This is a genomic window from Geodermatophilus sp. SYSU D01106 (assembly GCF_054049995.1).
In genome coordinates, this window is the sequence record NZ_JBJGYM010000008.1 from 93,936 (window position 1) to 106,899 (window position 12,964).

A 12,964-nucleotide genomic window follows, 5' to 3' on the forward strand; every position below is an offset into this window, starting at 1 on the left:
CGTCCCGGGGGGCCTCCTCGCGTGTGCCGTCAGCGCGACCGGTAGGTGTCCCGCGCGTCGTACGGGCACGGGGCGACCGTCGCGCGGATCTCGACCTGCACGTGGTCCTCGACCGCGGGCTTCGCCGACACCGGCCGCTCGCCCCAGACGACGACGACCTCGGTGCCCGGCTCGGCGAGCGCGGTGTCGACGGTGGCCAGGGAGACCATCTCGCGCTCGTTGGCGAGGTAGCCGCAGTCCAGCGAGATGCCCACCGGCCGCCCGTCCTTGAGCACCACGTCCTCGTGGTGGGTGGCGTAGCGGGCCTTGGGCATCTCGATGTACTTGGCGCCCGGCCCCGGCCGGTAGAGCGAGCCGACCGCCGCGGTGACGTCTTCGGCGTCCCAGACCAGCGTCACCTTCGTGCGCGGCGGGGCCGCCTCCGCCAGGCGCTCGAGGGCCTCGCGGCCGACGAAGTCGTGGTCGAACTTGACGGTCTTGCCGTAGCCGACGTCGTAGGGGGTGAGGTAGTAGTCGGCGATGTCGGGGGAGTCGAGGCTGCCGCCGAGGGAGCCCACGCTCGTGACGGGGAGCCACTCGCGGTACTCGGCGAGCAGCGGGTCGTCGCCGAAGACGGCCGGCAGCGGGGCGGGGACCCAGCCCGAGCCGAGGTTGGCGGTGGAGTAGGCCTTCGACCCGACCCGGACGAGCCCGTGGTCCTCCCCGGCGCGCAGCAGGGCGTCGAGGACGGCCTCGCCGTCCTCCCAGGGGCCGAAGAGCTCGAAGCCGGGCTGGCCGGCCATGCCGTGCCGCAGGCCGTGGACGCGCCGGCCGGCGACGGTGAACTCGGTCATCGAGAAGAAGCGCACCTCCGGCACCGCGGTGCCGAGCACCGCCTCCATCAGGGCGGGGGCGGTCGGGCCCTGCAGCTCGTAGCGGTAGAACCGCGGCGGGCCGGACCGGCGCACGATCGAGTTGTCGTCGCGCTCCACCTTCACGTCGTAGCCGCCGCGCTCGACGTGGAAGGTGACCCAGTCGATGACCATCGGGTGGCCCACGAGGTCGAACAGCTCCTCCTCGAGGTGGAAGAGGATGGCGTCGCCGATGAGGTGGCCGTCGGGGGCGACGGCGACGAACTGCTTGGCCCGGCCGACGCCGAAGTTCGCGAACGTGTTGACGGCGAGGTCGCTGAGCAGCCGCAGCGCGTCGGGGCCCTCGATGAACAGGTCGGTCATGTGGTGCGACTGGTCGAGCAGTGCGCAGGTCTCCAGCCAGGACCGCTGCTCGGACCGCCAGTTCGTGAACTCGGGCCGGACCGGGAAGGTGCTCGGCGGGAAGGCCAGGTTGCGCAGCAGCTCGACCGGGCTGCCGGCGCGGGCGAGCGCCGCGGCCAGACTCTCGGTGGACATGACGGGGGACCCTCTCGTCGCGGGACGGCAGGAGTGCTCCTGCCCGGGGGTGCCGCGGAGCCTCTCCGGCCCACCTCCTGCGGCGCAGCCCACGCTAGGGAGCGCGGGGTGTGCAGCGGATCACTCCGATGACGCTGTCCGGCGTCCACACCGGCCCGCCCGCGCCGCGACATGTGACGTAGCCGTCACCCCGCCCTGCCTCGCCTCGCCCTGCCTCGCCTCGCCCTGCCGGGGGCCGGAGACGGCCGTGGCCGGGTGACGACGGGATCGTCACCCGGCCACGCCGGTCGGTGCGGGGTGCGGGTCAGGCGCGCCCGCTGGTGCGCCAGCCGCCCTGGTAGGTCTCCCGGGCCATCTTCGCGTAGGGGACCGGGCTGACGATGGCGCGGACCTCGAACTGCTCGTGCGGCTCGACGGTGGTCTTGCGGCTGCCGCCGTCGGGCTCGCCCCAGACCACGCGGACCTCGGCGCCGTGCGGGACGTCCGGGCTGACGGTCGCCAGCGACAGGCCCTTCTTCTCGTTGGCCGAGATGCCGGTGAACATCGAGACCCCGAGGACGGTGCCGTCCGCGTCGAGGACGGAGTCGAAGTTCGACGACCCGTAGTTGGCGTTGGGCAGGTCGAAGAACTGGTAGCGGGCGTCCTCCACCTGGTTGGCGAGCAGCTTGGCGAGGTCCTCGGAGTTCCACTCGAGGGTGACCTTGCGGCGCTGCGCGTCCTTGTCCAGGGCCTCGAGGGCGTCCCGGCCGACGAAGTCGTGGTCGAACTTGACGAAGGAGCCGTACCCGAGCTCCCACGGGTTGGTGTAGTAGTCCTCGATGTCGGAGGACACGAAGCTGCCGGCGATTGCGTTGGTCGCCTCGTAGCTGTCGGCGCCGAGCCACTCGCGGTAGGGGCGCAGCTCCTCGCCGGTGTAGATCGCCGGGAGCGGCGAGGGGATCCAGCCCGACTCGAGGGTGTTGGTCGAGTAGGCGCGCGAGCCCACCGGCTCCATGCCGAACTCGCGGCCGGCCTCGAGGATGGCCTCCCGGACCCGGTCGTAGCTCTCGTACGGGCCCCAGATCTCCAGGCCCGGCGCGCCGGCCATGCCGTGGCGCAGCGTGCGCACCGTCTCGCCGGCGATCGTCATCGTGCTCATGCGGAAGAACTTGAGCTGCTCGACGGTGCCGCCGTTCAGCTTCTCGATGATCGGCCAGGCGTTGGGCCCCTGGATCTGGAAGCGCCAGAGGTCGCGGGTGACGGCCTTGCCGTAGGGCCGCGACGGCGACCGCGGGTCGTTGCGGATCTCGACGTCGTAGCCGCCGGTCTCGCCGCGGAACTGCAGCCAGTTCGCGCCCGGCGCGCGGCCGACGTAGACGAACTCCTCCTCGGCCAGGTGGAAGAGGATGCCGTCGCCGATGACGTTGCCGGCGGGCGTCACGGGCACGAACTGCTTGGCCATGTCCACCGGGAAGTTGGCCACGCTGTTGATGCCGCTGTCGGAGATCAGCTTGAGCGCGTCCGGGCCGCGCATGAACAGGTTGAACATGTGGTGCGACTGGTCGAAGAGCACGGCGGTCTCCTGCCACGCCTTCTGCTCCCGCCGCCAGTTGGTGAACTCGGAGGGGACGACCGGGTAGATGTAGGCCCCCAGCTGGGAGTTGCGCAGCAGGCCCACGGTGTCGCCGCTCTGGTCCAGGAGCTCCTGGAGGTTCTTCGCAGTCATCTCGGTCCGTTCTCGTCGGTTGTTCCTGCCGCGGGCCGGCGGAGGGCCGGGCCGTGCCCGGTGTCCCCGCGGGCGCCCCTGGACGCGCGGGACCGCGGTCCCGGCACCGTCGCGGGTCGAGCCTAGGCCGCCTGCTGTGGCCCAGCACACAGTCATCCGTCACCCGGCCCCGGCCGATCCGGCGGGAGCGTCGTGCGTCGGATGGCCGGGGGCCCGCGTCATTTGACGTACCCGACCGCGCGTCGGTGCCCCCGGCCCGGCGCGGGCGCGGGCGGTGGGTGAGGCTGGCGCGGGTCCGGACCGCAGCAGGACCGGACCCGAGGGGACCGGCCCGTGGAGGGAGCAGCCCGTGACGCGTTGGCCGCTCGGCCGCCGGGAGCCGCCGGGAGCCGCCCCCGGTCCCGGCCGGACCTCCTGGGCCGCCGTGGCGGCCCTGCTCGGGGCCGGGGTGGTCGCCGCCGCGCAGATCGGCGGGGCGGCGGCCGCGCTGCCGGTGCTCACGGACTCCTTCGGGCTCGGGCCCGGCACCGCGGCCTGGTACCTGTCGACGGTCAGCGCCCTCGGGGCCGCGGGCGGGGCGCTGCTCGGGTGGCTCGGCCAGGGCCTGGGCTTCGGCCGGCAGGTCCGGCTCGGGCTCGCGGCCATCGTCGCCGCCGACCTCGGCGGCGCGCTGGCCGACTCGCTCGCGGGGCTGATGGTGGCCCGGGTGGGGGAGGGCCTGGGGCTGGTCCTGGTCATCCTGGCCGCACCGCCGCTGCTCGCGGAGGTCTCCGCGCCGGGGCAGCGGCGTCTCGTGGCCGGCACGTGGGGCGCGTACATGCCCGTCGGGTCGGGCCTGGCCGCCCTGCTCGTGCCCGTCGCGATCGGGCTGGTCGGCTGGCGGGGGGCGTCGGTGGCCGACGGGTGCGTCGCGGCGGTCGCGCTCGCGGTGGTCGCCCGCTGGGTGCCGTCGGTCGGGGAGCGCCGGCGGCCGTCGTCCGCGGGGCTGCTCGGTGCCCTGCGCTCGCCGACCGTGGTGCTCACCGCGGCGGTCTTCGCCCTCTACGCCGCCCAGTACCTCGCCGTGGTCGGGCTGTTCCCGGCCGCGCTCGTCGCCGACGCCGGGTTCTCGGTCGCCGACGCCGGGTGGGTGGGCGCGCTGGTCTTCCTCGTCAACGCGCCCGCCAACGTCCTCGGCGCCTACCTGCTGCACCGGGGCGTGCCGCTGCGGTGGGTGGTCGCCGGCGGGTGCGCGGGCATGGCGCTGGCCGTGTGGGGGGTGCTCGACCCGGGGCTGCCGGTGGGCGTGCGGATCGCCGCGGCGGTCGCCTTCTCCGGGGTCTCCGGGGTGGTCCCGGCCGCGCTGTTCGCCGGGCTCGCGGCGGTGTCGGGGGGCACCCGGTCCGCCGGCGCCGCCATCGGCCTGGTGACCCAGGGGTCCGCGGTGGGGCAGCTGCTGGGGCCGCCGCTGGTGGTCGCGGTGGGGGCGGGCCTGGGCTCCGGCGCGCCGCAGGCGGCGGTGCTCGTGGGCGTGTCCGGCCTGGTCGCGACCGGCGCGTCCCTGCTGCCGCGGGACCCGCGGGCGACCTGAGCGCGGGGTCGCGCGGGGCCGCGCGCGCCCGCGGGAGGGGCCGGGCCGGCGCGATACGACCGTGGACACGACCTTCAGATCAGATCGTTGACAATCCCCCGAGGCCGTCCGTACGTTGCGGCGCACGCACCGGAGCAACACCCAATGGCGGGAGATGCGGGTATGGCGGGTGGGCTGACGCTGCAGGACGTGAGCCTGCGGTTCGGCGGTGTCACGGTGCTCCAGGACGTGGGCTTCGCGGTCGAGCCGGGCCAGATCCTCGGGCTCGTCGGGCCCAACGGCGCGGGCAAGACGTCGCTGTTCAACTGCATCAGCGGGCACTACCGGCCGACGTCGGGGCGGGTGCTCATCGACGGCGCCGAGGTGCAGGGCGCGCGCCCGGCCACGCTGGCCAAGCACGGCCTGGCCCGCACGTTCCAGCACCCCGCGCTGCAGCTGCGCGCCACGGTGCTGGAGAACGTGCTGCTGGGGGCGCACACGCGGCTGCCCGGCGGGGCGCTGGAGTGGGCCTTCCGCACGCCGCGCACCCGGCGGGCCGAGCGGGAGCTGCGCGCGGAGGCCCTCGCGCTGCTCGAGCGCAACGGCCTCGGCTGGGCGGCGCACCTGCCGGCCGACGAGCTCTCGCACGGCCTGCACAAGGGCGTGGAGCTGTGCCGGGCGCTGCTCATGCGGCCGAGCCTGCTGCTCCTCGACGAGCCGGCCGCCGGCCTGTCGCACGGCGAGGTCGAGCAGCTCATCACCACCGTCCGTCGGCTGCGCACCGACGACGACATCACCGTCGTGGTCGTCGAGCACCACATGGGCCTCATCGCCGCGCTCACCGACCGCGTCGTCGTCCTCGACCACGGCGCGAAGCTCATGGAGGGCACGGCCGCCGAGGCGCAGTCCGACCCCCGCGTGATCGAGGCCTACATCGGGAAGGACGCCGCCGCCGATGACGCTGCTTGAGCTCGAGGGGGTCACCGCGGCCTACGGCCCGGTGCAGGTGCTCGAGGACGTCTCGCTGACCGTCCCGGACGGCGGCGCCGTGGGCATCCTCGGCGCCAACGGCGCCGGCAAGACCACCACGCTGCGCGCGATCAGCGGCACCGTCCGCGCCGGCGGGCGGATCGTCTTCGACGGCCGCGACGTCCGCGGCCTGCGCCCCGACCAGGTCGCCGCCCTCGGCATCGCGCACGTGCCCGAGGGGCGCGGCACGCTCGGCGACCTCACGGTCCGGGAGAACCTCCGGGTCGGCGCCTACCTGCGCAAGGACGCCAAGGGCGTCGAGCGCGACATCGACTACTGCCTCGACCTGTTCCCCAACCTGCAGGCCCGGATCCGGTCGAACGCCTCCGCCCTGTCCGGCGGGGAGCAGCAGATGCTCGCCGTCGGCCGGGCGATCATGTCCAAGCCGCGGCTGATGCTGCTCGACGAGGCGTCCCTGGGGCTGGCGCCCAGCACCGCGAAGACCGTCTACGACGCGATCCGGCGCCTGCGCGTGGAGTCCGGGATCGCGATGCTCGTGGTCGAGCAGAACGCCAACCTCGCCTTCACCCTCGTCGACACCGCCGCGGTGCTCGAGACCGGGCGGACCGTCCTCACGGGCACGTCCGCCGAGCTCAAGGGCATGGACGAGATCCGTCGCGCCTACCTGGGAGGCTGACATGGAGAAGTTCGTCCAGCTCGTCGTCGACGGCCTGTCGACCGGCTCGGTGTACGCCGCGCTCGCGCTGGCCATCGTGCTCGTCCACTCCGCGACCGGCCTGATCAACTTCGCGCAGGGCGGCCTGGCCGTCCTGGCCGCGTACGTGGCCTGGGTGCTCACCAACCAGGGGCTCCCGGTGGGGCTCGCCATCGTCGCGGCGATCCTGGTCTCGTTCGTGCTGGGTGCGGTGGTGGAGCGCTACCTCATCCGGCGCTTCGAGCGCGGTGACCCCGACACCGCCGTGGTCGTCACGATCGGCCTGCTCACCCTGGTCACCGGCGTCGCCGGCTGGATCTGGGGCTACAACAACCAGCAGTTCCCCTCGCTGTTCCCCCTCGACACGGTGTCGCTGCTGGGCGTCTCGGTGAGCATCCGCTCGCTCGGCACGACCGCGGTGATCGTCGTGGCGATGGTGCTGCTGCAGGTCCTCTTCGTCCGCACGAAGATCGGCCTCGCGCTGCGGGCGGTCGCGATCAACCCGCAGTCGGCGGCCTTCAGCGGCCTCCCGGTCGGCCGCCTGCTCATGGTCGGCTGGGGGCTCGCGGCGGCGCTCGGCGCGGTCGCCGGCACCCTCGTGGCGCCCCAGCTCACGCTGACGCCCGGCATGCTCGACAACGCCCTGGTCTACGCGCTGGCCGCCGTCATCCTCGGCGGTCTCACGAGCCCGGTCGGCGTCGTCGTCGCGGCATGGATCATCGGCGTCCTCGAGAACCTCGCCGCGGTCTACGTCGGCTTCATCGGCTTCGACCTCAAGGTCGCCGTGCCGTTCATCCTGATCTTCGTCGTCCTCCTCGTCCGACCCCAGGGCCTGTTCGGCCGGAAGACCGTGGTGCGTGTGTGATGGCCCGAGTCCTGGACACCCCGACCCCCTCCACCCCGCCCCCGCCGGCGCGGTCCCTCCGGCAGACGCCGTGGGTGCGCTGGGGAGCACCGCTGCTGCTGCTCGCCGCGCTCGCCGTGCTGCCCCTGGTGGGCACGGAGTCGTTCAACGACACGCTGGCGCGCATCGGGGTCTTCGCCGTGGCCGTGCTCGGGCTCAACGTGGTCATGGGCTACACCGGCCAGGTCTCGCTGGGGCAGATCTTCTTCCTCGGCCTCGGCGCCTACGTCACCGCCTACGGCGTCCAGCAGGGCTGGAACGTCGTCCTCGTCTTCGTGCTCGCCTGCCTGCTCCCCGCGGTCGCCGGCCTGCTCGTGGCGCTGGCCGCCGCCCGCCTGGGCGGCCTGGCCATCGCGATGGTCACGATCGCCCTGCCCATCGTCGGCGTGCCCCTGGCCAAGCGGCTCAGCGAGTTCACCGGCGGCTCCCAGGGCCTGTCCGCGCGCTTCACCGACGCGCCCGAGGGCAGCGGCCTCTACGACGACCAGTTCCAGCTGTACCTGGTGCTCGGTATCGGCGGCGTGGTGTTCCTGCTGACCGCCTACCTGGTCCGCGGCAAGTACGGCCGGGCGTTCGCCATCGTCAAGGACAACGAGAACGTGGCGTCGTCCATGGGGATCTCGCCCTACCGGTACAAGGTGCTCGCGTTCACCATCGCGTCGCTCATCGGCGGGGTCAGCGGGTTCCTGTACATGGTCGTCGTCCAGTACACGTCGCCGGAGACCATGAGCTTCGGGCACTCGATCGAGCTGCTCGTCGCGATGGTCATCGGCGGCGCCGGCAGCATCGCCGGGTCGCTGCTCGGCGGCGTGTTCTACGTCGTCGTCCCGGACCTCACCAACGCCGTCGACCCCAGCCTGACGTCGCTGCTGCAGGGCGCGCTCCTGCTGCTGGTGCTGTTCCTGCTCCCCGGTGGCCTCGTGTCGCTGCCCCGTGCGCTCGCGCGCCGGCTGCGGCGCTCTCCCGCCGGCCGCGGCTCCGCCGCGCCACCGACCCCTCCGTCGTCGACCCCCGGGTCGGCCACCGCGGCGGAGCGACCCCAGACAGAGAGGCAAGGGCACGCATGAACGGACACGTCCGGTCGCGGAGGACGCTCGGCATCGCCGTGGCGTCGGCGCTCGCGGTCACGCTCAGCGCCTGTGGCGGTGCCACCGACGCCGGTCGCGGTGGCGACACCGCCGAGGGGGCGCCCAGCCCGGGGATCACCGACGACTCGGTGACGCTCGGCATCACCACCCCGCTCAGCGGCTCGACGGCCGGCCCGGGCACCTGCACGGTCGCCGGCGTGCGGGCCTACTTCGGCATGCGCAACGCCGAGGGCGGGATCGAGTTCGGCGACGGGCAGACCCGCACGGTCGAGATCGAGGCGCTCGACGACACCTACGACCCGCAGCAGGCGGCGGCGAACTACGACCAGCTCAAGAACGAGGTCTTCGCGATGACCGCGGGGCTGGGCACGCCGACCAACCGCGCCTGGCGCGACGCGGCGATCGCCGACGAGGTGCCGCAGGCGCTGATCATGACCGGCGACCCGATCTTCAGCGACACCGAGCAGAGCCCCTGGCAGCTGGGCTTCGTGCCGATCTACCAGAACGAGGGCGAGGCGTTCGGCGAGCTGCTGGCCGCCTCCGGGCAGCAGCACCGGGTCGCGATCCTGTCCCAGAACGACGACTACGGCGAGGGCTACGTCGAGGGCTTCAAGGCCGCCGTCGAGGGCGCGGACAACATCGAGATCGTCGACGAGCTCACCTACGAGGCGACCGACACCTCGGTCGACGCGCAGATCACCGAGCTGGCCAACAGCGGCGCGGACGTCATCTTCAACGCCATGTCGCTCGTGCCGCTCGTGGTCGGCGCGCTGCAGAAGGCGCAGCAGCTCGGCTGGACGCCGAGCTGGTTCCTGCCCTCGAACACCTCCAGCCCCGGCGCGGTCCTCGAGCCCGGCGGCGGCGGCGCGTTCCCCGGCATCTACTCGGTGTCCTTCGCCAAGGCGCCGGCCAGCCCGGCCTTCGCCGAGGACGAGGACGTGCAGACCTACCTGTCGGCCCTCGCGGAGTACGGCGACTACCCGGAGCCCCCGGCGTTCCCGCACTGCCAGTGGAGCTGGATGGTCGGCGCCACCCTCGAGCAGGCCTTCACGCAGATGGAGGAGCCGACCCGGGACAGCTTCATGGAGGCGCTGCGCGGCATCCAGGGCTACGAGGCGCCGCTGATGCTGCCGGGCACGTCGGTCGACACCACGCAGGACGGGCAGCCCGCGGTGTCCAGCGTCGTGGTGCAGAAGTACAACGGCCGGGGCTACGACACCGTCGAGTCCTTCGGCTGAGCCCGGCATGACGAGCGGGGGCGGTCCGGGTCGACCCGGGCCGCCCCCGCGCGCGTCGGGGGCCCGGCGTGACCCTCCCGGGGGATCCCGGCGCCCGGGACCCCCGGGGCGCTCGACCCGCGCTGCGGCCGCTGCCTACGGTGACCGGATGCCCCAGGGGACCGGTGAGGGTGCGCGCCTGCTGACCGGCGTGCAGGCCCGGCGCACCGCCGAGCGGCGCCTGCGCGAGGAGATCACCCGGGGGGTCGTCGTCCCCGGGCAGCGGCTGGTCGAGCCCGAGCTCGGCGAGCGCTACGGCGTCACCCGCAACAGCGCCCGGCTGGCGCTGGACGCCCTGATCGCCGAGGGCCTGGTGGAGCGCATCCCCAACCGGGGGGCGCGGGTCCGGGTGATGTCCGGCGCCGAGGCGGTCGCCGTGCTGGAGTGCCGCCAGGTCCTCGACGGGCTGCTCGCGGCGAAGGCCGCCGAGCACGCCACTCCCGCCCAGGGAGAGCGCCTGCGCGCGACCCTCGAGCGCCTGCGGCGGGCCGTCGCCGACCACGAGCTGCTGGAGTGCTGGGACCTCGTCCAGGAGCACCACCGGCTGGTCGCCGACGCGGCCCGCCAGCCCCTCGCCTCCTCGCTCGTCGCCCGCCTGCAGGGGCGGGTGGCGCGCTCGCAGTTCCAGCTCCTGCTGCGCCCGGGGCGGGCGCAGCAGGCCCTCGCGGAGCTGGCCGACGTCGTCGACGCCGTCGCCGGCGGCCGCCCCGCGGACGCCGACCGGGCCGCCCGGACGCACGTGCAGAGCGGCATCGACGCCCTCGCCGCGGAGTCCCCGGAGGGCTGACGCCGGGCCCGCGGAGGACCCGCGCGGACGTCGAACCGGATCGCTCACAGGATCGTTGGCAATCCTGCGGACGTGGGCTACCGTGCCGCCATGGTGTCCGGCGCGCAGGAGACGGCCGAGCGCGCCCTGCGCCTCGCCATCGCGCGCGGGGACATGCCGCCCGGCTACCGGCTGGTCGAGGCCGAGCTGGTCTCGCGCACGGGGGTGAGCCGCGGCGCCGTCCGGCTGGCGATCGACGCCTTGGTCGCGGAGGGCCTGGTGGAGCGCATCCCCAACCGCGGGGCGCGGGTGCGGGTGGTCACCACCGAGGAGGCCGTCGCGATCACCGAGGTGCGGCTGCCCCTGGAGGCGCTGCTCGCCCGCAAGGCGGCCGAGCGGGTCACCGACGCCGAGATCGGGCGGCTGCGCGCCCACCTGGAGACGATGACCGACGCCGTCGGCTCGGGCGACGTCCGCAAGTACTCCGAGCTCATCCAGCAGCTCTACGCCATGGTCGGCGAGGTCGCCCGGCACCCGATCGCCGCGGACCTGGTCGGCCGCCTGCAGGCCCAGCTCGTCCGCCACCAGTTCCGCCTGTCGCTGCGCCCCGGCCGGCCCCGCGTGAGCCTCGCCGGCTTCACCGAGCTCGTGGAGGCGCTCACCGCGCGGGACCCGGCACGCGCCGAGGCCGCGGTGGCCACCCACCTGCGCGGGGTGATCGCGGCGCTCTCCGAACCGACCCCCGACCCGGGAGGACCCGCATGAGGACCGTCGTCGTCACCGACCCGCCGCGCGCCGACGCGGCCGACGCCGAGACGCTCGGGGGGTTCGGCGTCGCCACCGTGCACGAGGCGCTGGGGCGGGTCGGCTACCTCGGCCCGCAGTTCCGCCCGGCGTGGGCCGGGGCGCGCATCGGCGGCACCGCCGTCACGGTGCTGTGCTGGCCCGGGGACAACCTGATGATCCACGTCGCCGTGGAGCAGTGCCGGCCCGGCGACGTGCTCGTCGTCGCCACCGCCTCGCCCTCCAGCGACGGCCTGTTCGGCGAGCTGTTCGCCACGGCGCTGGCCCACCGCGGGGTCCGCGGGGTCGTGCTGGGCAGCGGGGTGCGCGACGTCGCCGAGCTCCGGGAGATGGGCTTCCCCGCCTGGTCGACCGCGGTGAGCGCGCAGGGGTCGGTGAAGGCCACCGCCGGGGCGGTCAACGTGCCGGTCGTCCTGGGCGGCCAGCGGATCTGCCCCGGCGACGTGGTGGTGGCCGACGACGACGGCGTGATGGTCGTGCCGCGCGCCGACGTGCCGCGCGCGCTCACCGCGTCCCGGGCGCGCGCCGAGAAGGAGGAGGCCACCCGCGAGGCCTTCCGCCGGGGCGAGCTGGGGCTCGACCGCTACGGCCTGCGGGACAGGCTCCCCGCCTTCGGCATCGACTACGTCAGCCACGCCGACGAGCACGCCGAGGAGGCGGGGGAGCGGTGAGCCACGACGACACGACCTACGACGACACCGGCGTCCGCACCACGATGCTGCGGTCCGGCACGTCCCGCGGCCTCTACCTCGAGGCCCGCGACCTGCCCGCCGACCCGGCCGAGCGCGACGACCTGCTGCTGCGCCTCATGGGCACCCCCGACCCCCGGCAGATCGACGGCCTGGGCGGGGCGACCACGCTGACCAGCAAGGTCGCCGTCGTCTCGCCGTCGGAGGACCCGGAGGTCGACGTCGACTACCTGTTCCTGCAGCTCGGCGTCGACGAGGCCACCGTCAGCGACCGGCAGAACTGCGGCAACATCCTGGCCGGCGTCGGGCCGTTCGCCGTCGAGCGCGGGCTGGTGCCCGCCGCCGGCGAGGAGACCAGCGTGCGGATCCGGATGGTCAACTCCGGCAGCGTCGCCGTCGCCACCTTCCCCACGCCCGGCGGGCGGGTCGAGTACCGCGGGGACGTCGAGATCGCCGGGGTGCCCGGGCGGGCCGCCGGGATCGTCCTCGACTTCGCCGACACCGAGGGGTCGGCCACCGGCGCGCTGCTGCCGACCGGGCACGTCCGCGACACGGTCGAGGGCGTCGAGGTCACCTGCGTGGACAACGGCATGCCGGTCGTGCTGGCGCTCGCCTCGTCGTTCGGGCTCACCGGGTACGAGACGCACGAGGAGCTCGCGGCCGACGCCGCGCTGCTCGCCCGGGTGGACGCCTTCCGCCGCAAGGCCGCCGACCTCATGGGCATGGGCGACGTGTCGCAGGCGTCGGTGCCCAAGACGGTGCTGCTCGCCCCGCCGCGCGACGGCGGGCAGGTGAGCACCCGCTCGTTCATCCCGGTGCAGCCGCACACCTCGATCGGTGTCCTCGGCGCGGTCAGCGTCGTCACCGGGATGCTGCTGCCGGGCGCCGTCGGCCACGAGCTCACCGCGGACTGGCCGGCGGGCACCTCGCAGGTCGACGTCGAGCACCCGACCGGGCACCTGCTCGTCGACGTCGTGGTCGACACCGCCGCCTCGCCGCCGCGGGTGGTCCGCTCCGGCGTCGTCCGCACCGCCCGCAAGCTCTTCGACGGCACCGCCTTCCCGCGCGCCTGAACCCCGCGCCTGAACCCTTCGCCCCCAGAGGAGAGTC

12 protein-coding genes are annotated in these 12,964 nt (G+C 74.3%); 10 read left to right on the forward strand and 2 right to left on the reverse strand.

Annotation, left to right across the window (positions count from 1 at the left end):
• Nucleotides 1–29: 29 nt before the first annotated feature.
• Both ACI78R_RS10965 and ligM read right to left on the reverse strand, forming a co-directional pair.
• Nucleotides 30–1,388 carry an aminomethyl transferase family protein gene (locus ACI78R_RS10965; protein WP_457040735.1) on the reverse strand — a complete coding sequence of 453 codons (1,359 nt, stop codon included), beginning with the start codon at nt 1,386–1,388 and terminating at the stop codon, nt 30–32.
• A 304-nt stretch (nt 1,389–1,692) separates the two neighbouring features.
• Nucleotides 1,693–3,093: a vanillate/3-O-methylgallate O-demethylase gene (gene ligM / locus ACI78R_RS10970; RefSeq protein ID WP_073419706.1), complete on the reverse strand. Its 1,401-nt coding sequence runs from the start codon at nt 3,091–3,093 to the stop codon at nt 1,693–1,695.
• Nucleotides 3,094–3,442: 349 nt separating this feature from the next.
• Here ligM and ACI78R_RS10975 point away from each other — a divergent pair, with 349 nt between their 5' ends.
• The 10 genes from ACI78R_RS10975 (at nt 3,443) to ACI78R_RS11020 (ending at nt 12,927) form a co-directional block, all read left to right on the forward strand.
• Nucleotides 3,443–4,663, forward strand: coding sequence for an MFS transporter (locus ACI78R_RS10975; RefSeq protein ID WP_457040736.1), 1,221 nt, complete (start codon nt 3,443–3,445; stop codon nt 4,661–4,663).
• Between the two features lie 189 nt (nt 4,664–4,852).
• Nucleotides 4,853–5,611 (forward strand): ABC transporter ATP-binding protein, encoded by a 759-nt coding sequence (locus ACI78R_RS10980; protein ID WP_245794435.1) that lies wholly within the window; start codon nt 4,853–4,855, stop codon nt 5,609–5,611.
• Entirely contained in the window at nt 5,598–6,308 is a 711-nt protein-coding gene (locus tag ACI78R_RS10985) for an ABC transporter ATP-binding protein (RefSeq protein WP_073419709.1), read from the forward strand. The genes ACI78R_RS10980 and ACI78R_RS10985 overlap by 14 nt, the downstream gene beginning before the upstream one ends.
• A 1-nt stretch (nt 6,309) precedes the next feature.
• Nucleotides 6,310–7,191: a branched-chain amino acid ABC transporter permease gene (locus ACI78R_RS10990; protein WP_073419710.1), complete on the forward strand. Its 882-nt coding sequence runs from the start codon at nt 6,310–6,312 to the stop codon at nt 7,189–7,191.
• Nucleotides 7,191–8,297, forward strand: coding sequence for a branched-chain amino acid ABC transporter permease (locus ACI78R_RS10995; RefSeq protein WP_457040737.1), 1,107 nt, complete (start codon nt 7,191–7,193; stop codon nt 8,295–8,297). Before ACI78R_RS10990 ends, ACI78R_RS10995 begins: the two co-directional genes overlap by 1 nt.
• A complete protein-coding gene (locus ACI78R_RS11000) occupies nt 8,294–9,556 on the forward strand; it encodes an ABC transporter substrate-binding protein (protein ID WP_073419711.1) in 1,263 nt (420 codons plus the stop codon). Before ACI78R_RS10995 ends, ACI78R_RS11000 begins: the two co-directional genes overlap by 4 nt.
• A 148-nt stretch (nt 9,557–9,704) precedes the next feature.
• Nucleotides 9,705–10,382, forward strand: coding sequence for a GntR family transcriptional regulator (locus ACI78R_RS11005; protein ID WP_457040738.1), 678 nt, complete (start codon nt 9,705–9,707; stop codon nt 10,380–10,382).
• A 90-nt stretch (nt 10,383–10,472) separates the two neighbouring features.
• Nucleotides 10,473–11,126, forward strand: a complete 654-nt coding sequence (locus tag ACI78R_RS11010; RefSeq protein WP_454553952.1) for a GntR family transcriptional regulator — start codon at nt 10,473–10,475, stop codon at nt 11,124–11,126.
• Entirely contained in the window at nt 11,123–11,836 is a 714-nt protein-coding gene (locus tag ACI78R_RS11015; protein WP_457040739.1) for a 4-carboxy-4-hydroxy-2-oxoadipate aldolase/oxaloacetate decarboxylase, read from the forward strand. Before ACI78R_RS11010 ends, ACI78R_RS11015 begins: the two co-directional genes overlap by 4 nt.
• The gene (locus tag ACI78R_RS11020; RefSeq protein ID WP_457040740.1) at nt 11,833–12,927 is read left to right on the forward strand and encodes a 4-oxalomesaconate tautomerase; all 1,095 of its coding nucleotides are present in this window, start codon (nt 11,833–11,835) and stop codon (nt 12,925–12,927) included. The genes ACI78R_RS11015 and ACI78R_RS11020 overlap by 4 nt, the downstream gene beginning before the upstream one ends.
• The last annotated feature ends 37 nt before the right edge of the window (nt 12,928–12,964 follow it).

Bases quoted from the DNA above. Each gene is read 5' to 3' on its own strand.
- ACI78R_RS10965 (WP_457040735.1), bottom strand. From the start codon at position 1,388: ATGTCCACCGAGAGTCTGGCCGCGGCGCTCGCCCGCGCCGGCAGCCCG.
- ligM (WP_073419706.1), bottom strand. From the start codon at position 3,093: ATGACTGCGAAGAACCTCCAGGAGCTCCTGGACCAGAGCGGCGACACC.
- ACI78R_RS10985 (WP_073419709.1), top strand. From the start codon at position 5,598: ATGACGCTGCTTGAGCTCGAGGGGGTCACCGCGGCCTACGGCCCGGTG.
- ACI78R_RS10990 (WP_073419710.1), top strand. From the start codon at position 6,310: ATGGAGAAGTTCGTCCAGCTCGTCGTCGACGGCCTGTCGACCGGCTCG.
- ACI78R_RS10995 (WP_457040737.1), top strand. From the start codon at position 7,191: ATGGCCCGAGTCCTGGACACCCCGACCCCCTCCACCCCGCCCCCGCCG.
- ACI78R_RS11000 (WP_073419711.1), top strand. From the start codon at position 8,294: ATGAACGGACACGTCCGGTCGCGGAGGACGCTCGGCATCGCCGTGGCG.
- ACI78R_RS11005 (WP_457040738.1), top strand. From the start codon at position 9,705: ATGCCCCAGGGGACCGGTGAGGGTGCGCGCCTGCTGACCGGCGTGCAG.
- ACI78R_RS11010 (WP_454553952.1), top strand. From the start codon at position 10,473: ATGGTGTCCGGCGCGCAGGAGACGGCCGAGCGCGCCCTGCGCCTCGCC.
- ACI78R_RS11015 (WP_457040739.1), top strand. From the start codon at position 11,123: ATGAGGACCGTCGTCGTCACCGACCCGCCGCGCGCCGACGCGGCCGAC.